Origin of the sequence: Enterobacter wuhouensis (assembly GCF_035835995.1) — a bacterium.
Lineage (GTDB): Bacteria > Pseudomonadota > Gammaproteobacteria > Enterobacterales > Enterobacteriaceae > Enterobacter > Enterobacter wuhouensis.
Genome location: NZ_CP142124.1, coordinates 3,427,758 through 3,448,717, shown reverse-complemented (window position 1 = coordinate 3,448,717; position 20,960 = coordinate 3,427,758). Strand labels below are relative to the sequence as shown.

At 57.7% G+C, this 20,960-nt stretch carries 13 protein-coding genes; 11 read left to right on the top strand and 2 right to left on the bottom strand.

The annotated features are described in order from the left end of the window. Positions 1 to 52: 52 nt before the first annotated feature. Entirely contained in the window at positions 53 to 1,420 is a 1,368-nt protein-coding gene (locus tag VPX56_RS16390; protein ID WP_131635845.1) for a 6-phospho-alpha-glucosidase, read from the bottom strand. 12 nt (positions 1,421 to 1,432) lie between these two features. Next, positions 1,433 to 2,977: a PTS transporter subunit EIIC gene (locus tag VPX56_RS16385; protein ID WP_326467686.1), complete on the bottom strand. Its 1,545-nt coding sequence runs from the start codon at positions 2,975 to 2,977 to the stop codon at positions 1,433 to 1,435. A 286-nt stretch (positions 2,978 to 3,263) separates the two neighbouring features. On the opposite strand from VPX56_RS16385, the gene VPX56_RS16380 reads away from it, so the two are divergent. The 11 genes from VPX56_RS16380 (at position 3,264) to hisS (ending at position 20,950) form a co-directional block, all read left to right on the top strand. Further along, complete coding sequence (locus VPX56_RS16380) at positions 3,264 to 8,216, top strand: alpha-2-macroglobulin family protein (protein WP_326467685.1); 4,953 nt, start codon at positions 3,264 to 3,266, stop codon at positions 8,214 to 8,216. A gap of 1 nt (position 8,217) precedes the next feature. Further along, on the top strand, positions 8,218 to 10,545 hold the full coding sequence (pbpC, locus tag VPX56_RS16375) for a peptidoglycan glycosyltransferase PbpC (protein WP_326467683.1): 2,328 nt from the start codon (positions 8,218 to 8,220) through the stop codon (positions 10,543 to 10,545). Positions 10,546 to 10,634: 89 nt separating this feature from the next. After that, positions 10,635 to 13,013, top strand: coding sequence for a DMSO/selenate family reductase complex A subunit (locus tag VPX56_RS16370; protein ID WP_326467681.1), 2,379 nt, complete (start codon positions 10,635 to 10,637; stop codon positions 13,011 to 13,013). Next, positions 13,010 to 13,639, top strand: coding sequence for a DMSO/selenate family reductase complex B subunit (locus VPX56_RS16365; RefSeq protein ID WP_131635840.1), 630 nt, complete (start codon positions 13,010 to 13,012; stop codon positions 13,637 to 13,639). The genes VPX56_RS16370 and VPX56_RS16365 overlap by 4 nt, the downstream gene beginning before the upstream one ends. After that, positions 13,632 to 14,411: a dimethyl sulfoxide reductase anchor subunit family protein gene (locus tag VPX56_RS16360; RefSeq protein WP_326467678.1), complete on the top strand. Its 780-nt coding sequence runs from the start codon at positions 13,632 to 13,634 to the stop codon at positions 14,409 to 14,411. Before VPX56_RS16365 ends, VPX56_RS16360 begins: the two co-directional genes overlap by 8 nt. Further along, entirely contained in the window at positions 14,411 to 15,286 is an 876-nt protein-coding gene (locus VPX56_RS16355) for a 4Fe-4S binding protein (RefSeq protein WP_326467676.1), read from the top strand. The genes VPX56_RS16360 and VPX56_RS16355 overlap by 1 nt, the downstream gene beginning before the upstream one ends. A gap of 122 nt (positions 15,287 to 15,408) precedes the next feature. Beyond that, positions 15,409 to 15,840, top strand: coding sequence for a nucleoside-diphosphate kinase (gene ndk, locus VPX56_RS16350; protein ID WP_131635837.1), 432 nt, complete (start codon positions 15,409 to 15,411; stop codon positions 15,838 to 15,840). A 147-nt stretch (positions 15,841 to 15,987) separates the two neighbouring features. Continuing rightward, positions 15,988 to 17,154 carry a dual-specificity RNA methyltransferase RlmN gene (locus VPX56_RS16345; protein ID WP_089597809.1) on the top strand — a complete coding sequence of 389 codons (1,167 nt, stop codon included), beginning with the start codon at positions 15,988 to 15,990 and terminating at the stop codon, positions 17,152 to 17,154. Positions 17,155 to 17,445: 291 nt separating this feature from the next. Beyond that, positions 17,446 to 18,450, top strand: coding sequence for a cytoskeleton protein RodZ (rodZ, locus tag VPX56_RS16340; protein WP_263609757.1), 1,005 nt, complete (start codon positions 17,446 to 17,448; stop codon positions 18,448 to 18,450). A 26-nt stretch (positions 18,451 to 18,476) separates the two neighbouring features. Next, positions 18,477 to 19,595 carry a flavodoxin-dependent (E)-4-hydroxy-3-methylbut-2-enyl-diphosphate synthase gene (gene ispG, locus VPX56_RS16335; protein WP_131635835.1) on the top strand — a complete coding sequence of 373 codons (1,119 nt, stop codon included), beginning with the start codon at positions 18,477 to 18,479 and terminating at the stop codon, positions 19,593 to 19,595. Between the two features lie 80 nt (positions 19,596 to 19,675). Beyond that, positions 19,676 to 20,950, top strand: a complete 1,275-nt coding sequence (hisS, locus tag VPX56_RS16330) for a histidine--tRNA ligase (RefSeq protein WP_131635834.1) — start codon at positions 19,676 to 19,678, stop codon at positions 20,948 to 20,950. The last annotated feature ends 10 nt before the right edge of the window (positions 20,951 to 20,960 follow it).

The window sequence follows — 20,960 nt, the reverse complement described above, 5'->3', positions numbered from 1 at the left end:
GTGTTTTTTCTGACACCGACAAGCAAACCGCGTTCAACTCGCGAGCAACCCCTTATTTTTTCACCGCTTCGCCGTCCTGCCAGGCTTTTTGCAGCGCAGGCCAGTAGTCGCGGTTGGCTTCAATCATCTCATCCAGAATCGCTTTTGCATGCTCCATGGTCGGCACGGTGCGGTTGAGGGTGAATGCCTGCAGCGCTTTCTCATAGCTGCCCTCGATAGTCGCTTCCACCAGCAGTTGTTCAGAGGCGAGCTGCTGTTGCAAAAGGGTCTGATGGAACAGCGGCACCTGACCGACGCGGATCGGTTCTGGGCCTTCGGAGGTGATATACGCGGGCACTTCCACCACCGCATCGTACGGCAGATTGGTAATTGCCCCGCGGTTCTCCACCATGACCAGATGGCGCTGGCGCTGGTTGAACGCCAGCGAGCAGGCCACGTCGACGATAAACTCACCGTGGACGCCAACGTGGAAGGCATCCGGCAATATTCCGGTGCGCTTATATTCCTCGGCTGCGGCGAACAGCTTTTTCTCACGCCCGTTCATCACTTCGTTGGCGCGGGTATAGTCCGGGTTCTGATGCTCCACAATCTGGTTCGGCATCAGGTAATACTGCAGATACGGGTTCGGCAAATACTCCGGGAAGTTATCCATAATCGGCTTGATGTTGCGCCAGGTTTTCACCCACGACGGATCGGAGTGCTGCGGGTCGGTTTTGGCGGCGTCCTCCGTCAGCAGGCCAAACTTCGCGATATGCTTACGCAGCTCGGGCAGCTTGTCTTCGCCGTCCACCAGTACGCGGGTAAACCAGCCGAAGTGGTTCAGGCCGAAGTAGTCCACCTCCAGCTTACGGCGATCGACGCCCAGAATGGCGCCCATATTGCGCATCGCGGCCACCGGCATATCGCAGATGTTCAGCACCCGCGCATTTGGCCGCAGGCGGCGCACGCCCTCCGCGACGATCGCCGCCGGGTTGGAGTAGTTCACGATCCAGGCTTTTTCATGCGCGTAGCGATCCACCAGATCGATAAGCTCCACCATCGGCAGGATCGTGCGCAGGCCGTACGCCAGCCCGCCGGGTCCGCAGGTTTCCTGGCCGACCACGCCGTGACGCAGCGGGATCTTCTCGTCCTGCTCGCGCATTTTATACTGGCCGACGCGCATCTGGGCGAAGACGAAATGCGCGCCGCTGAAGGCCACTTCCGGGTCGCCGGTCACGGTAAATTTGATGCTCTGGCTGTGATCGCGAATAACTTTCTCAACCACTGGCGCAATGGTGTTCTGACGCGCCTCGTCGATGTCATACAGGCGGATTTCGGCCAGCGGGAAATCCTGCAGGCGCACCATCAGGCTTTTCACAATACCCGGCGTGTAGGTGCTGCCGCCGCCGGCAATCGACAGAATGAATGGGGGTGTAAACATCTTTAGCTCCTTTCAGAGAAACGTCTCAACGGCTTCTCGCATTTTTTTGACGTGCAGCCCGTAGACCACCTGAACGTTGTTACCTTGTTTGATAATCCCTTTCGCGCCGGTCGCTTTGAGGCGCGGCTCGTCGATAATGGCGACGTCCTTCACCGTGACGCGCAGGCGGGTGTAGCAGTTATCCACCACTTCAATGTTTTCCCGGCCGCCCAGCCCGGCCACGATAGACTCGCCAAGACCATCGTTATTGCCTTTCGCCTGGTACTCCTGCTTGCTGTAGAGGCGCGTCTCTTTATCGTCATCCTCACGGCCCGGCGTCTTCATGTTGAAGCGCAGGATCAGGAAGCGGAACACCACGAAGTAGAGGGCGAACATGATCAGCCCGACCACGATGTACATCGGCCAGTTGGACTTCTCCGTGCCGAGCGGCAGGTTGTAAAGGATGAAGTCAATAACCCCGTTAGCGCCGATGGCGTGCACGCCCAGTAATGAGAACAGCATCATGCCGATGCCGGTCAGCACCGCGTGCACCACGAACAGCAGCGGGGCGACGAACAGGAACGAGAACTCAATCGGCTCGGTCACGCCGACCAGCAGCGAGGTCAGCGCCGCCGGGATCAGAATCGCTTTGGCAATGGCTTTACGCTCCGGCTTCGCGGTCATGTACATCGCCAGCGCCGCCGCAGGCAGGCCGAACATTTTGCTGATGCCGCGCGCGTCCCACACCACGGTGCTGCTGAGCTGCTTCACGTCCGGGCAGGCCATCTCGGCGAAGTAGATATTGCGCGCGCCCTGATAGGTCGTGCCGCATACCTCCTGCGTGCCGCCCAGTTCGGTATAGAGGAACGGGGTATAGACCAGATGGTGCAGGCCGGTTGGCACCAGAATGCGCTCAAGGAAACCGTAGATCGCCACGCCAAAGGATCCGGAACCTTTTATCGCCAGCGCTAAGGTACTGATGCCGTGCTGCGCGAATGGCCAGAGCTCGCTCATCACCACGCCGAGCAGCATGGAGACGGGGAGCATGACGATGGCGACAAAGCAGTGGCCGGAATAAATCGCCATTGCGCCGTTAAACTGTACGCCGGAGTATTTGTTGTACAGGTATCCTGAGAGCGCCCCGGTCAGTATCCCGGCGAACACGCCCATCTCCAGCACCTGCACGCCCAGCACCATGCTTTGCCCGGCCGCCTTCATCTGGTCTGCAGGCGCCAGCGCACCCTGCAGCTGCAGCGTGACGTTCATGGCGTTGATAAACACCACGAAGGTCACCAGACCGATCAGCGCCGCGTAGCCTTTATCCCGCGTGGCCAGGCCAATCGGAATGCCGACGGCAAACACCAGCGCCAGGTTAACCAGCACCGACACGGCAGATTTCGCAATCAGCTGGCCGATATTTTGAATGAAAGGATGCCCAAGAAACGGCAGATACTCGGCCAGATTGCCGTTACCCAGCACGTTACCAAAGGCGATAAACAGACCGACGATCGGTAAGATAAGTACCGGTCCGTACAATGATTTTCCGAAATTTTGTAGGGCGTTCACGGCTCGTTTCATGGCTTTCTCTCTTTGTGAACCGCGCACTCGGGGTGCGTCTCAGGCTTAAAATTAGCAGGCTGCAGGCGTTTCTATCCAGCTATCTTCTTGTTTTAAAAACAAATGACGTGAAAGGTAACATGTAACGTTCTGCGCTGTGATCGGTGTTGCAACACGGGACGGGCCTGTTGCACACGCCTGCGAGGCCTCTTCCAGAATCTAAAATTGGACTTTTTGAATTAATGAAACTTGCGGATAATACTTATCCGGACGACGACCAACAGGCTCCACGGGCCAGGGACAAAGGATGAAACCGTTTCGCTTAGCCGCGATCTCTCTCGCGCTACTTACCACGTTTACGCTTGCCGGCTGTGATAACAGCGACGATAAGCCTCAGGCTGCGGCTCCCGCGGCTTCAACTGCACCAGAACAGAAAACGCCGGTAAAACCCGACGCAGAAAAACTGGCTAAACTGGCCGCCCAGAGCCAGGGCAAAGAGCTGACGTTGCTCGATGCTTCCGAGGTGCAACTTGATGGCGCCGCCACGCTGGTGCTCACGTTTTCTGTCCCGCTGGATCCCGAGCAGGATTTCGCAAAGTCGGTTCACGTTGTAGATAAGAAAAGCGGCAAAGTTGACGGGGCATGGGAACTTGCGCCCAACCTCAAAGAGCTTCGCCTGCGCCATCTGGAGCCAAACCGCAATCTGGTCGTCACCGTTGAGCGTGGCCTGATAGCTTTGAACAAAGCGACCTTCGGCATCGATTACGAAAAAGCCCTGACCACCCGGGATGTTGAACCGACGGTCGGTTTCGCCAGCCGGGGCTCGCTGCTGCCGGGCAAAGTGGTGGAAGGTCTTCCGGTGATGGCGCTCAACGTCAACAACGTAGACGTGAACTTCTACCGCGTGAAGCCGGAGTCGCTGGCCTCGTTTGTCAGCCAGTGGGAATACCGTAACTCACTGACCAACTGGGAGTCCGACAACCTGCTAAAGATGGCGGAACTGGTCTATACCGGCCGTTTCGACCTCAACCCTTCGCGCAACACGCGTGAAAAATTGCTGTTGCCCCTGAAGGATATCAAACCGCTCCAGCAGTCTGGCGTTTATATCGCGGTGATGAATCAGGCCGGACACTACAACTACAGCAACGCGGCAACGCTCTTTACCCTGAGCGATATCGGCTTGTCGGCTCACCGCTACCATAACCGTCTGGACATCTTCACCCAGAGCCTGGAGAACGGTGCGGCGCAAACCGGCGTGACCGTGACGCTGCTGAATGACAAAGGGCAGACGCTTGCCGAGGCGAACAGCGATGCAGACGGCCACGCAAAGCTTGAGACCGACAAAGAAGCGGCGCTGATCCTCGCCAGTAAAGACGGCCAGACCACGCTGCTCGATCTCAAGCTGCCTGCGCTCGACCTGGCGGAGTTCGACATCGCCGGCAGCCCAGGCTACAGCAAGCAGTTCTTCATGTTTGGCCCGCGCGATCTCTATCGTCCGGGGGAAACGGTGATCCTCAACGGCCTGCTGCGCGACAGCGACGGAAAACCGCTGCCCGCCCAGCCGGTGAAACTCGACGTGCTGCGCCCGGACGGGCAGGTGGCGCGTACCATTGTGGTGCAGCCCGAAAACGGTCTCTATCGCTTTAACTATCCGCTCGATAGCGGCGCCCAGACCGGCATGTGGCATATCCGCGCCAATACCGGCGACAACCTGCAGCGGCTGTGGGACTTCCACGTCGAAGATTTTATGCCTGAGCGCATGGCGCTCAATCTGACCGGGCAAAAAGCGCCGGTGTCGCCGCAGGATAATGTCGATTTTAACGTGGTGGGGTATTACCTGTATGGCGCACCGGCGAACGGCAATTCTCTGCAGGGCCAGCTGTTCCTGCGTCCGCTGCGTGAGGCGGTCACCGCGCTGCCGGGCTTCCAGTTTGGTGATATCGCCGAAGAGAACCTGAGCCGCAGCCTGGATGAAGTGCAGCTTACCCTGGACGATCGGGGGCGCGGGCAGGTCACCACCGAAAGCCAGTGGAAAGAGGTGCACTCGCCGCTGCAGCTGATCCTGCAGGCCAGCCTGCTGGAGTCCGGCGGCCGTCCGGTAACGCGTCGCGCCGAGCAGGCAATCTGGCCGGCGGCTGAGCTGCCGGGTATTCGCCCGCAGTTTGCCAGCAAGGCCGTGTACGACTACCGCACTGATACCACCGTCAATCAGCCGATAGTGGATGAAAACGGCAACGCCAGCTTTGACATTGTCTATGCCGACGCAAGCGGGGCGAAAAAAGCAGTATCCGGGTTACAGGTTCGCCTGATCCGCGAGCGCCGCGACTACTTCTGGAACTGGTCCGAGAGCGACGGCTGGCAGTCTCAGTTTGACCAAAAAGATCTTGTTGAAGGCGAACAGGAACTGACCCTCAAGGCAGATGAAACCGGCAAAGTGACCTTCCCGGTGGAGTGGGGCTCTTATCGACTGGAAGTGAAAGCGCCCAACAATATGGTCAGCAGCGTACGCTTCTGGGCCGGGTACAGCTGGCAGGATAACAGCGACGGTACGGGTGCCGCGCGTCCTGACCGCGTCACCCTGAAACTCGATAAGCCGTCCTATCAGCCAGGCGATACGATTCAACTGCATATCGCAGCCCCGGCGGCGGGTAAAGGCTATGCGATGATCGAATCCAGCGAAGGGCCTCTGTGGTGGAAAGAGATCGACGTACCGGCAAACGGTCTGGATCTCTCCATTCCGGTGGATAAAGCCTGGAAACGCCACGATCTCTACCTCAGCACGCTGGTGGTTCGACCTGGCGACAAATCGAAATCCGCCACGCCGAAGCGCGCGGTCGGGCTGCTGCACCTGCCCATGGGCGATGAAAATCGCCGTCTGAACATCGCGCTGGATACGCCACAGAAAATGCGTCCTAATCAGACGCTGTCCGTGAAGGTAAAAGCCAGCGTGAAGGAAGGCACGGTGCCGCAAAAGGTGAACGTGCTGCTCTCGGCTGTCGATAGCGGCGTGCTGAACATAACCGATTACGTTACGCCCGATCCGTGGCAAGCCTTTTTCGGCCAGAAGCGCTACGGCGCGGACATCTATGATATTTACGGCCAGGTAATCGAAGGGCAGGGACGAATGGCCGCGCTGCGCTTTGGTGGCGACGGGGATGAACTTAATCGTGGCGGTAAGCCGCCGGTGAACCATGTCACCATTATTGCCCAGCAGGCACAGCCGGTGGAGCTGGATGCCAACGGTGAAGGCACCATCACGCTGCCGATTGGCGACTTCAACGGCGAGCTGCGCCTGATGGCGCAGGCGTGGACGGAGGATGATTTTGGCAGCAGCGAGAATAAGGTGATTGTGGCCGCGCCGGTCATCGCCGAGCTCAATACGCCGCGCTTCCTGGCAAGTGGCGATACCTCTCGACTGACGCTGGACCTGACTAACCTGACCGACCAGCCGCAAACGCTTAACGTGGCTCTGACCGCATCCGGCAAGCTGTCGCTGGAAGGCGCACAGCCGCAGCCCGTTCAGCTACCGCCGGGCGCGCGCAGCACGATGTTTATTCCGGTGCGTGCGCTGGAGGGCTACGGTGACGGTGAAATATCCGCGCAGGTGACGGGCCTGCAGCTGCCAGGCGAGACGTTTGCTCCGCAGCAGAAGAGCTGGAAGATTGGCGTGCGTCCGGCATTCCCGGCACAAACGGTCAATACCGGCGCCATGCTGAACCCGGGGGAGTCCTGGACCGCGCCGGCACAGCACATCACCGGCTTCTCGCCTGCCACGCTGCAGGGGCAGCTGCTTCTGAGCGGCAAACCGCCATTGAACCTGGCGCGCTATATCCGAGAGCTGCAGGCGTATCCGTATGGCTGCCTGGAGCAAACCACCAGCGGCCTCTTCCCGTCGCTCTATACCAACGCCGCGCAGCTGACGGCGCTGGGCATCAAGGGCGACACGGACGATAAACGCCGCGCGGCGATTGATATCGGTATTTCCCGTCTGCTGCAAATGCAGCGTGACGACGGCGGTTTTGCCCTGTGGGATAAAAATGGTCCGGAAGAGTACTGGCTGACCGCCTACGTGACTGACTTCCTGGTCCGCGCCGGTGAGCAGGGCTACAGCGTTCCGGCCGACGCGGTGAACAATGCCAATAGTCGTCTTCTGCGCTATCTGCAGGACCCGGGCATGATGTCCATCCGCTACAGCGACGACACCCAGGCCAGCAAGTTCGCCGTACAGGCCTATGCCTCGCTGGTGCTGGCGCGTCAACAGAAAGCCCCGCTCGGCGCACTGCGTGAAATCTGGGATCGCCACGGTCAGGCAGCCTCTGGCCTGCCGCTGATGCAGCTGGGCATGGCGCTGAAGCTGATGGGCGACGCCCCGCGCAGCCAGCAGGCGCTGGATCTGGCTCTCAAAACGCCGCGTAACGACAGCAAAAACTGGATGGCCGATTACGGCAGCCAGCTTCGCGATAACGCGCTGATGCTCTCTCTGCTGGAAGAGTACAAGCTTCTGCCGGATGCGCAAAACACGCTGCTTAACGCCTTGTCTGAAGAAGCGTTCAGCCAGCGCTGGCTGTCAACGCAGGAGAGCAACGCGCTGTTCCTTGCCGGACGTTCGCTGCAAACCTTGTCAGGTGCATGGCAGGCAACCGCCAGCTTCTCGGAACAACCGCTGAGCGGCGATAAATCGCAGGTACAAAACGTCAACGGTGACCAGCTTGGCGCGCTGCAGGTGACTAACACCGGTACAGCGCCGCTGTGGGTGCGTCTGGACAGCACCGGTTATCCGGAATATGCGCCTCAGCCAGCGTCCAACGTGCTGCAGGTAGAACGCCATATTCTGGCAACCGACGGCAGCAGTAGGTCACTCTCTTCCCTGAAGAGCGGTGAGCTGGTGCTGGTGTGGCTGGAAGTGAAAGCCAGCCAGAACGTGCCGGATGCGCTGGTGGTGGACCTGCTCCCGGCAGGGCTGGAGCTGGAAAACCAGAACCTGGCGAACAGCAGCGCAAGCCTGCAGGATAGCGGCAGCGAAGTGCAGAACCTGCTGAACCAGATGCAGCAGGCGGACATTCAGCATATGGAGTTCCGCGACGATCGCTTCGTGGCTGCGGTGCCGGTTAACGAAGGGCAGCCGGTTACGCTGGTCTATCTGGCGCGCGCCGTGACACCGGGGACCTATCAGGTGCCCGTACCGATGGTGGAGTCCATGTACGTTCCGCAGTGGCGTGCGACGGGTGCGGCCAGCGGCCCGCTGATTGTTGTTCCGTAACATGTCGATAGCACGTCTGATACGCTCCCGCTGGCTATGGCTGGCGGGAGCGCTTCTCGTTTTATGGGGTCTGGTTATTGCCGCCGACCGCCTGTGGCCGTTGCCTTTGAAAGAGGTTAACCCTGCACGCGTGGTTGTGGATGAGAAGGGCGCGCCGCTGTGGCGTTTCGCCGACAGAGAAGGAATCTGGCGCTATCCGGTTTCCATTGAAGAGGTTTCTCCCCGCTATCTTGAGGCCCTGATCCAGTACGAAGATCGCTGGTTCTGGGATCATCCAGGCGTAAACCCGTTCTCCGTGCTGCGCGCCGCCTGGCAGGATCTCAGTTCGGGCAAAGTCGTCTCTGGCGGCAGTACGCTCACCATGCAGGTGGCGCGGCTCCTTGACCCGCATCCGCGCACCTTTGGTGGCAAAGTTCGTCAGCTCTGGCGGGCGATGCAGCTGGAGTGGCATCTCTCCAAGCGCGACATCCTCACGCTGTACCTCAACCGTGCCCCTTTTGGCGGCACGCTGCAGGGCGTCGGGGCAGCAAGCTGGACCTATCTGGGAAAACCGCCCTCGCAGCTCAGCTATTCCGAAGCCGCTCTGCTGGCGGTGCTTCCCCAGGCGCCGAGCCGCTTGCGTCCGGACCGCTGGCCAGAACGCGCCGAAGCGGCGCGCAATAAAGTGCTCGACCGAATGGTGACGCAGGGCGTCTGGTCTGCAAAACAGGTCCGGGAATCCCGTGAGGAGCCGGTATGGCTGGCACCGCGGCAGATGCCGCAGCTGGCGCCGCTTTTTTCACGCATGATGCTCGGTAAAAGCCGCGAAACCAAAATTGTTACTACGCTCGATGCGGCCCTGCAGCGGCAGCTTGAAGAGCTGGCAATGAACTGGAAAACCCGTCTGCCTGCCCGCAGCTCGCTGGCGATGATCGTTGTCGATCATACGGACATGAAGGTGCGCGGCTGGGTTGGCTCTGTTGATATTAACGATGACACGCGATTTAGCCATGTCGATATGGTGAATGCGATCCGATCTCCGGGATCGGTACTGAAACCCTTTATTTACGGCATGGCCCTGGACGATGGCCTGATCCATCCTGCCTCGCTGCTGCAGGATGTACCCAGAAAAACGGGTGACTATCGCCCCGGTAATTTTGACAGCGGATTTCATGGCCCGGTCAGCATGAGCGAGGCGCTGGTACGCTCGCTTAACCTGCCAGCTGTGCAGGTGCTGGAAGCGTTCGGTCCAAAACGTTTTGCGGGCATGCTCAGCAACGCAGGGCTGCCGCTCATACTGCCTTCAGGCGCACAGCCGAACCTATCGCTGATTTTGGGCGGAGCTGGCGCGCGCCTGTCGGATATCACCGCGGCGTACAGCGCCTTTGCCCGACACGGAAAGGCGGGACGGCTGCGGCTGCGGCCGAGCGATCCGCTGGTTGAGCGTCCGCTGCTGTCGCCAGGCTCGGCGTGGATTATTCGCCGTATATTGGGCAATGAGGCGCAGCCCCTGCCGGATGGCGCTCTGCCGCAGATCGCGCCGCTGGCGTGGAAAACGGGTACCAGCTACGGCTACCGCGATGCCTGGGCTATCGGTTTAAATGCCCGTTACGTGATTGGCATCTGGACCGGCCGACCAGACGGTACGCCCGTTGCAGGGCAGTTTGGCTTCGCGAGCGCCGTTCCGCTGTTGAACCAGGTCAACAATCTGCTTCAGTCACGTTCGACGCTGGATGAAGCGCGACTGCCGCGCGATCCTCGCCCGGCAAGCGTAGGGCGAGGGGTGATCTGCTGGCCGGGCGGTCAATCGCTGCCGGAAGGCAGCGAAAACTGCCGCCGTCGCCTGTCAACCTGGCTGCTGGACGGCAGCGAGCCGCCTACGCTGCTGCTGCCGGGGCAGGAAGGCATCCGCGGCATTCGTTTCCCGGTCTGGCTGGATAAAACGGGCAAACGCGTTGCGGCAGATTGCCCTGATGCAAAAGAGAACGTTCTCGACGTCTGGCCGCTGCCGCTGGAGCCATGGCTACCCGCTGCGGAAAAAAGGGCGGCGCGTCTTCCTGATTCATCAGCCGACTGTCCGCCACTGGACAACAGCAATGCAGCGCCGCTGATCGTTTCGGGAGTCCGGGAGGGCGCGGTTATCAAACGCCTTCCTGGTGAAGGGAATATGACCCTTTCGCTAACCACTTCGGGAGGAGAAGGCCAGCGCTGGTGGTTCTTAAATGGGGAACCTCTGGAAGGTCGCCAAAAGAACTATTCATTCAAATTATCCTTGCCTGGTAATTATCAATTAGTTGTATTGGATGAATCTGGCCAGACGGCAACGGTGAATTTCGAATTAGATCGTTAAGAGGTACTCCAGAAGAGTTAGCTTGATAATTATCAAATGCTCGTTCCTTCAAAAACCCGAGAATGCGTTTTTATTTGAAGGAACGAGCAATGAACAAAGATAAAAGTCAGGAAGAAGACTTATTACACGGTATTTCTCGTCGTCATTTTATTCAGGCAGGGTCGGCACTGGCGACCCTGCCGTTTGTTGTGACGACGGGAAACGTGCAGGCAAAGGTCCCGGCATCATCAGAGAGCCTGCCTGAGGAAAAAGTTGTACAGACGTGCAGCACGTTTGACTGTGGCGGAAAATGCGATATCCGCGCTCACGTTAGCGACGGCGTAGTCACCCGAATCTCCACGCGTCCGGATAATGAATTAGATCCTCAAATGCCCGTTATGCGCGCCTGCGTTCGTGGTCGCGCCTACAGAAAATTTGTATATCATCCAGACCGTCTGAAATATCCGATGAAGCGCGTGGGAAAACGCGGGGAAGGTAAGTTCGAACGTATTTCATGGGATGAAGCCACCACGCTTATTGCCAGCCAATTAAAAACGCTTACACAAAAATATGGCGCCGCATCGCGCTATGTCCATGTGGGCACTGCGGTTTCAGGCGGCACCTTTTCCGGCGATAAAATGGTCCGTCGTCTGCTCAACATGACCGGTGGCTATCTTGAAAGTTATCACTCGGTCAGTATGGGCAACACGGCGGCGGCAACGCCTTATACCTACGGCACCGCCGCCAGCGGCAGTTCGCTGGATACGTTACTGGACACAAAGCTGGTCATCCTCTGGGGGCATAACCCTACGGAGACCATATTCGGCCACAGCAACTACTTCTTCCAGAAGATGAAGCAAAACGGCACCCGATTTATTGTGGTCGATCCCCGTTATTCCGATACCGTTTCATCGCTTGCCGATCAATGGATACCGCTGCTTCCCACTACCGATAACGCGCTAATGGATGCGATGATGTACACGATCGTCACGGAAAATCTGCACGATCGCGAGTTTATCGACCGCTATACCCTGGGCTTTGACGAGTCCTCTATGCCGGAAGGCGTACCGGCCAATGAATCTCTGTTCGCCTATCTGAGCGGTGCCAAAGACGGCGTGGCGAAAACGCCAGAGTGGGCGGAAAAAATCACCCACGTGCCTGCGCAGACCATCCGCCAGCTGGCGCGGGACTACGCAACCACCAAACCCGCCGCGCTGATTCAGGGCTGGGGACCGCAGCGACATAACTGCGGCGAGCGCACCGCGCGCGGCTCGACGTTACTGGCAACCCTGACCGGCAACGTCGGGGTGAAAGGCGGTTGGGCGGCAGGCTACGGCGGCTGCGCTAACCGAAAATTTGCGGCGGGCCCCGAGATGCCGGATAACCCGGTGAAAGCCAAAATATCGGTGATGAACTGGGTTCAGGCCGCCGATGATGCGTCAAAGGTAACGCCGGACGTCGGCTTGAAGGATGCCGAGAAGCTCGATAGCAATATTCGTATTCTGTTCTCGCTGGCGGGCAACTACCTGGCGAACCAGAACCCTGATCTTCACCAGGCCACGCGCGTTCTGAAAGATGAGTCGAAAATTCAGTTTATCGTCGCAAGCGATCTGTTCATGACGCCAAGCGCAAAATACGCCGATCTGCTGCTGCCGGAAACCAGCTTTATGGAGCGCTGGAACATTGGGGAAACCTGGGGCACGGCAAGCTATCTCATCCTTTCAGAAAAACTGATTGAACCCGAATTTGAACGCCGTTCGGACTACGACTGGCTGCGCGACGTTGCCGCTAAGCTGGGCATAGAGCATGCATTCAGCGAGGGGCGGGACGAGAAGGGCTGGATTGAGCACATCTGGGAGCAAACGCGGCTGGCGATGCCGGACGAAAATCTTCCCGACTTCGCAACGCTGCAAAAAACGCGTCAGCATCTGTTCAAAAGCGCGCCGTTCGTCGCCTTTGAAGACAACATACGCGATCCGCAACATCACCCGTTCCCGACGCCGTCCGGGAAGATTGAGATCTTCTCGAAGCGCCTGTACGACATGCATCATCCGGAAATTCCGGCGCTGTCGCACTATGTGCCTGCCCACGAGGGGCCGGAGGATGAGCTGACGAAAACCTTCCCGCTCCAGCTGATTACCTGGAAAGGTAAAAACCGCGCCAATTCGACGCAGTATGCCAACCCGTGGCTGATTGAGGCGCAGCAGCAGAAGCTGTGGATTAACCCGCAGGATGCACAACAGCGCGGTATAGCCCAGGGCGACGCCGTGCGTATTCATAACGCGCGCGGCGTATGCGAGATCCCCGCGGAGGTTACGCCGCGCATTATTCCGGGCGTGGTGGCGATGCAGGCGGGTGCCTGGTGGCAGCCGGACGAGCAGGGTATTGATAAAGGCGGTTGCGCGAACGTGCTCAGTTCAGCCCGTATCACCGCGCTGGCGAAAGGGAATTCACATCAAACCATGCTGGTGGAGGTAGCGAAAGCATGAGTCAGTTCAAACACTACGCGCCGGTCAGCGACAAACAGCTGGGCTTTTATATCGACTCGTCGCGCTGCTCCGGGTGTAAAGCCTGCCAGGTGGCCTGCAAAGATAAAAATAATCTTGAAGTCGGGCGTCGGTTCCGCCGCGTGTACGAAGTCAACGGCGGAAACTTCATCCCAACCGGCCAGGGCGGCGTCAGCAATAACGTTTTTGCCTACACGCTCTCTATTTCCTGTAACCACTGTGCAGATCCCATCTGTACTAAAAACTGCCCGACCACCGCGATGCACAAGCGGCCGGGGGATGGCATCGTGCGCGTTGATACGGACAAGTGCGTTGGATGCGGATACTGCGCATGGTCATGCCCGTACGGCGCGCCACAGCTCAACGAGCAAACCGGACAGATGTCGAAATGCGATCTCTGCGTGGATCTGCAGGCTAAGGGGGAGCAGCCCGTCTGCGTGGCAACCTGTCCGCTGGAAGCAATCAAATTCGGCCCGATAGATGAACTACGGGCGAAGTACGGTACGGTCTGTGACGTAAAGGGCTTACCTGATTCCTCCATCACAAAACCGAATCTGGTCATCAAGGCGCATTCGGGTTCAGAGAAAGAGGGGAAACATCATGCATGAGTTGCCGCTGCTGATATTTACACTATTCCTGCAGGGATCGGTTGGCGTGACGCTCTGGCTGGCGCTTGGTAGCGCGACCTCTTCGCCGCGCAGCGTGATATCCGCCGCCGCGGGGGCGTTTGTTCTTGCCAGCCTTGGGCTTCTCGCCTCGGCGCTGCATATGGGCTACCCGCTTAATGCCCTGAACGCGCTGCGCCATGTTTCCAGCTCCTGGCTGAGCCGTGAAATCATTTTTGCCAGCCTCTATCTGGCGGCGCTGGGCCTTGCAATTCTGCTCTTGTTTGCGAATAAGCCCGGCTGGAAGCTGCTTCTGGTTGTTGCGGGTATTATTGGACTGGTGGATGTGTTCTGCATGGCGCAAATCTACATGCATGCCTCCGTCGTGACGTGGCAGCACGTTAACACGCTGGTGCTGTTTATGGGATCGGTGGGGATTATGGGTTCGGCCTGTATGGCTGCCAGGGCAAAAAATCACCGCGCTGCGGTCGCGATTGTCGTTCTGCTGGTCCTTGCACGCCTGCTTATGCAACCCGTCTGGCTGGCTGATATTTACGCCGCTGACAGCAGCGTCGTGACGTTCCCGCATGCTCCTTTGCAGATGCTTGAACAGCTTCGCGCCGTACACTTGCTGAGCTGGTGCGTCTCCGTTCTCGGCATGCTCTGCTTTGCAGCGGGTGGGCTGAAGTCCGCACGCGGCACGATGCTGATAGGGAGCGCACTGCTGATTGTCGGCGAACTGATGCTGCGCTTCGTTTTCTTCAGTATCGGCTGATGGTGGATCTGAGCTTTGGCCCGGCGGTGGACGTGACGCAGGAATGCGTCCGTCGCCGCTTCCGCCGCGCCTCCTGTCGTGCCTGTGCGGACGTTTGTCCCGCGCAGGTCTTCTCGTTTTCGGATACCGGCGTCTCGATAGAGAAAAGCCTCTGCATAGAATGCGGTGACTGCCTGTTTGTCTGTCCGACAGAGGCGATTACCGGCATCGCGCCGCGAAAACGATTTCTCAAGAACGACACGCTCGCTGGGCCTTTTACCGCACGCGCGGCCACCATTCACGAATTGTTGCTCTGGCACGCGGTGCATGGCGTTCGCTTTATCAGCCTTGAAGCGGAGCAATATCCCGCATGGATGACGGCGCTTGCCGGGCTTAACCTTGTCCTGCGTCGACGAGGTGAAACCGTCTGGGGTTTTAAACCCTGGGAGAAATATGAGGTAAACGTCGCGCGTCGGGCGCTTATTCATATCCCGCAAGAGGACGTTACGGCCTGCGCCGTGCAGCCCGGGAAACGAGCGCAGCGTGCGGCTTTCCCCGATATCAGTGAAGCGGATATTGTTCTCAACGCCGAGAAATGCATGCTGTGCGGTGCCTGCTGGCGAAGCTGCTCTGAAAACGCGATTCGTTTTGAGCAGCACGTGCTGATCGTCGAGGCTGCACGCTGTACCGGCTGCGGAGGATGCGAGGCGGTCTGTCAGCATCACGCGCTTGAGGTAACGAATAAAGAATCGAAAGCATCGATAACAACCTATCCGACGTATGCGGCTACCTGTACCGCGTGTCACCGTCCGTTCTGGTCGTTTCATCCTGACCAGAAGCAGTGTGCGCTTTGTCTGCACCACCCGCACGGCATGAGAAACCCGGACTGTTGCTAATATTCGTCTCATTTTAAAAAAATGTTATGTGGAACCATAGGCAATGGCGCTATTGCTCATTATAATCCGCGCCACACCATACTCCGGTATGCAAAACAACAGAACATTTGACAGAGGTTATCATGGCTATTGAACGTACTTTTTCCATCATCAAGCCAAACGCGGTGGCAAAAAACGTTATTGGCAGCATCTTCTCTCGCTTTGAATCAGCAGGGTTTAAGATCGTTGGCACCAAAATGCTGCACCTGACCGTTGAGCAGGCTCGCGGTTTCTATGCTGAGCACGAAGGTCGCCCATTCTTTGACGGTCTGGTCGAGTTCATGACTTCTGGCCCGATCGTCGTATCCGTACTGGAAGGCGAAAACGCGGTACAGCGTCACCGCGACCTGCTGGGTGCAACCAACCCGGACAACGCGCTGGCAGGTACTCTGCGCGCGGACTACGCGGACAGCTTCACCGAGAACGGCACCCACGGTTCCGACTCTGTTGAATCTGCCGCTCGCGAAATCGCGTTCTTCTTCGCAGAAGGCGAAGTGTGCGCTCGCACTCGCTAATATTTTCGTAAATGCCGCGTGCAAACGTGGCATCCCTGCGCCAGACTTTGTACAATGCAACGCCCCGGATGAGCAAACTGCTTTCCGGGGCGTTTCTTTTCAACCCTCCACGGGCCATAACGTGTAACAACGAGGCCGGAAAAAATTATGTCTGAATTAGTGAATACCTCCGAAGTCGCCATTCCTGCGGTTCCAAATAAAAATGGAAAAATCAACCTGCTGGATCTGAACCGTCAGCAGATGCGCGAGTTCTTCAAAGATATGGGTGAGAAGCCGTTTCGTGCCGATCAGGTAATGAAATGGATGTACCACTATTGCAGCGACAACTTTGATGACATGACGGACATCAACAAAGTGCTGCGCAACAAGCTCAAAGAAGTGGCTGAAATCCGCGCTCCTGAAGTCGTGGAAGAACAGCGCTCATCCGATGGCACCATCAAGTGGGCGATTGCCGTGGGCGATCAGCGCGTTGAGACTGTCTATATTCCGGAAGATGACCGCGCCACGCTGTGCGTCTCTTCTCAGGTAGGATGCGCGCTGGAGTGCAAATTCTGCTCTACCGCGCAGCAAGGCTTTAACCGTAACCTGCGCGTGTCTGAAATTATCGGCCAGGTGTGGCGTGCTGCGAAGATCGTTGGCGCGGCAAAAGTGACCGGCACCCGTCCAATCACCAACGTGGTGATGATGGGGATGGGCGAGCCGCTGCTGAACCTGACCAACGTGGTTCCGGCGATGGAAATCATGCTCGACGACTTCGGTTTTGGTCTGTCCAAGCGTCGCGTAACGCTCTCTACCTCTGGCGTAGTGCCTGCTCTGGACAAACTCGGCGACATGATTGACGTGGCGCTGGCCATCTCCCTGCATGCGCCGAACGATGCCATCCGTGACGAAATTGTACCGATCAACAAAAAGTACAACATCGAAACCTTCCTCGCCGGTGTTCGCCGTTACCTGGAAAAATCCAATGCGAACCAGGGCCGCGTGACCATCGAATACGTGATGCTCGATCACGTGAACGACGGCACCGAGCACGCGCACGAGCTGGCGGAGCTGCTGAAAGATACGCCGTGTAAGATTAACCTGATCCCATGGAACCCGTTCCCGGGCGCGCCGTACGGCCGTAGCTCGAACAGCCGAATTGACCGCTTCTCCAAGGTATTAATGGAGTACGGCTTCACCACCATCGTGCGTAAAACCCGTGGTGATGATATCGATGCGGCATGCGGACAGCTGGCGGGCGACGTCATCGACCGTACCAAACGTACGCTGCGTAAGCGCATGCAGGGTGAGACCATCGCGGTCAAAGCTGTTTGATTATTATGCTTCACGGCGCATTCTCTGCGCCGTGAAGCATAATCTTACTGAATAATCAGCCAAATTCGTGTTGATTGATTAATAATTACGGTGCGTTTCATACGACTTTCGGGCAGTATGTAACGACGTAACAACAGTTTAGCCACGCGGGCAGAGCTGCACTGTCATCTCCGGGCTGACAGTCTTATACTCTCTGTTCAAGGTTAACTGACCAGAAGTTTCGCGGTGCGGGTGGCATTGTGACTCACCGGCACCTGAACCCTTATTTTCACGTACCAGTAGTTGTAGCGAATGAATACTGAAGCCACTCACGACCAAAATGAAGCACTCTCCACTGGCGTTCGTCTTCGCAACGCCCGTGAACAACTCGGACTCAGCCAGCAAGCTGTTGCAGAACGCTTGTGCCTGAAGGTTTCCACGGTTCGCGATATTGAAGAAGATAAGGCGCCTGCCGATCTGGCTTCAACATTTCTGCGCGGTTATATCCGCTCATACGCAAAACTGGTGCATATCCCCGAAGAAGAATTACTGCCGATGATGGAGAAGCAGGCGCCGGTTCGTGCAGCAAAAGTTGCGCCGATGCAGACCTTCTCTCTGGGTAAACGTCGTAAAAAGCGTGACGGCTGGCTGATGAGCTTTACCTGGCTGGTGCTGTTTGTGGTTGTCGGCCTGACGGGCGCATGGTGGTGGCAAAATCACAAGGCGCAGCAGGAAGAGATCACCACGATGGCCGATCAGTCCTCGGCTGAGCTGAATCAATCCGGAAATGATAACGCGCAGAGCGTGCCTCTGAGTACTGAAGGCGCGGCAACCTCCAGCGAACCACAGACGGCGGCGACAGATACGCCAGCAACCGATGCTGCACAGACGCCAGAAGCCACGGCCAGCGCGGGCTCTGCGCCTCAAACTCAGGACCCGAACGCGGTGGTTTCGCCTTCCCAGGCTAACGTTGATACCGCTCCGGCAGCAACAGCGAATGACAGTGCCGCTTCACTGCCTACGGACCCGGCCGGCACCGCAGCGCCTGCTGCCGATCCAAACGCGCTGGTGATGAATTTCAGCGCCGACTGCTGGTTAGAAGTGACCGACGCAACGGGCAAAAAGCTGTTCAGCGGCCTGCAGCGTAAAGACGGCACGTTAAACCTAACCGGTCAGGCACCGTATAAACTTAAAATCGGCGCTCCGGCAGCGGTTCAGATCCAGTATCAAGGAAAACCTGTCGACCTGAGCCGCTTTATCAGAACTAACCAGGTTGCGCGTCTTACCGTTAATGCCGAACAATCAGCAGCACAGTAACAGACGGGCTACGCGGGAGATTTTTCATGCATAACCAGGCTCCGATTCAACGTAGAAAATCGAAACGGATTTACGTTGGGAATGTGCCAATCGGCGACGGCGCGCCTATCGCCGTCCAGTCGATGACCAATACGCGCACCACGGATGTGGAAGCGACGGTCAATCAAATCAAAGCATTAGAGCGCGTGGGTGCGGACATTGTTCGCGTTTCCGTGCCGACAATGGATGCCGCTGAGGCGTTTAAGCTGATCAAACAGCAGGTCAGCGTGCCGCTGGTTGCGGATATTCACTTCGACTACCGCATTGCGCTGAAGGTCGCTGAATACGGCGTCGACTGCCTGCGTATTAACCCAGGCAACATCGGCAACGAAGAGCGTATCCGCATGGTGGTGGACTGCGCCCGCGATAAAAATATTCCTATCCGTATCGGCGTCAACGCCGGTTCACTGGAAAAAGATCTCCAGGAAAAATACGGTGAGCCAACGCCTCAGGCGCTGCTCGAATCCGCCATGCGTCACGTAGATCATCTGGATCGTCTTAACTTCGATCAGTTCAAGGTAAGCGTCAAAGCGTCCGATGTTTTCCTGGCAGTAGAGTCCTATCGCCTGCTGGCAAAACAGATCGAACAGCCGCTGCACCTTGGGATCACCGAAGCCGGTGGCCTGCGCAGCGGTTCTGTTAAGTCTGCGATTGGTCTGGGCCTGCTGCTCTCCGAAGGGATCGGTGATACGCTGCGCGTCTCGCTGGCGGCGGATCCGGTAGAAGAGATCAAGGTCGGTTTCGATATCCTGAAATCACTGCGTATCCGCGCGCGCGGGATCAACTTCATTGCCTGCCCAACCTGTTCGCGTCAGGAATTTGACGTGATCGGCACGGTAAATGCCCTGGAGCAGCGTCTGGAAGACATCATCACCCCTATGGACGTGTCCATTATCGGGTGCGTGGTGAACGGTCCGGGCGAAGCGCTGGTGTCAACCCTGGGCGTGACCGGCGGCAACAAGAAAAGTGGTCTCTATGAAGATGGCGTTCGCAAAGATCGTCTGGATAATAGTGACATGATCGACCAGCTTGAAGCCCGCATTCGCGCCAAGGCGACGATGCTGGATGAAGCGCAGCGCATCAGCGTTCAGCAGGTTGAAAAATAACGTGATGGGAAGCCGCGAGCTTCCCATGTATGATTGAACCCATTCTTTGGGTTTTTTTTGTATATAGAAAGAGAATAAACGTGGCAAAGAACATTCAAGCCATCCGCGGCATGAACGATTATCTGCCTGGCGAAACCGCCATCTGGCAGCGCATTGAAGGCACACTGAAACAGGTGCTCGGCAGCTACGGTTACAGCGAAATCCGTTTGCCGATTGTAGAGCAGACCCCGTTATTCAAACGCGCTATCGGTGAAGTGACCGACGTGGTTGAAAAAGAGATGTATACCTTTGAGGATCGCAACGGCGACAGCCTGACCCTGCGTCCGGAAGGTACGGCGGGCTGCGTACGCGCCGGCATCGAACATGGTCTTCTGTACAATCAGGAGCAGCGCCTGTGGTATATCGGCCCAATGTTCCGCCACGAACGTCCGCAGAAAGGCCGTTATCGCCAGTTCAACCAGCTGGGTGTGGAAGTCTTCGGCCTGCAGGGGCCAGACATCGACGCCGAGCTGATCATGCTGACTGCCCGCTGGTGGCGCGCGCTCGGTATCTCTGAGCATGTTTCACTGGAGCTGAACTCTATTGGCTCTCTTGAAGCGCGCGCTAACTACCGCGATGCGCTGGTTGCCTTCCTGGAACAGCATAAAGACAAGCTTGATGAAGACTGCAAGCGTCGTATGTACAGCAACCCGCTGCGCGTTCTCGATTCCAAGAATCCGGACGTACAGGCGCTGCTGAACGATGCGCCTGCGCTGGGCGATTACCTCGACGAGGATTCACGCGAGCACTTTGCCGGCCTGTGCAAGCTGCTGGAAGCCGCGGGCATTGCCTATACCGTTAACCAGCGCCTGGTGCGCGGTCTGGACTACTATAACCGTACCGTTTTTGAATGGGTCACCTCGAGCCTGGGTTCGCAAGGAACGGTCTGCGCAGGCGGTCGTTATGACGGCCTGGTTGAGCAGCTGGGTGGTCGCGCTGCGCCGGGTGTCGGTTTTGCAATGGGCCTTGAGCGACTTGTTTTGCTGGTTCAGGCAGTTAATCCGGAATTTAAAGCAGATTCCGTTGTCGATATATACCTGGTGGCCTCAGGTGCGGATACGCAGCCTGCGGCGATGCAGCTTGCCGAACGCGTGCGTGATGCACTGCCGGACGTTAAGCTGATGACCAACCATGGCGGCGGCAACTTCAAAAAACAGTTTGCTCGTGCCGATAAGTGGGGCGCAAGTATCGCACTGGTGCTGGGTGAGTCCGAAGTGGCTAACGGCGAAGTGGTGGTAAAAGACCTGCGCTCTGGTGAGCAAACAACGGTAACGCAGGACGGCGTTGCGGCGCACTTGCGCACTCTATTGGGCTAAGGAGAAAGAC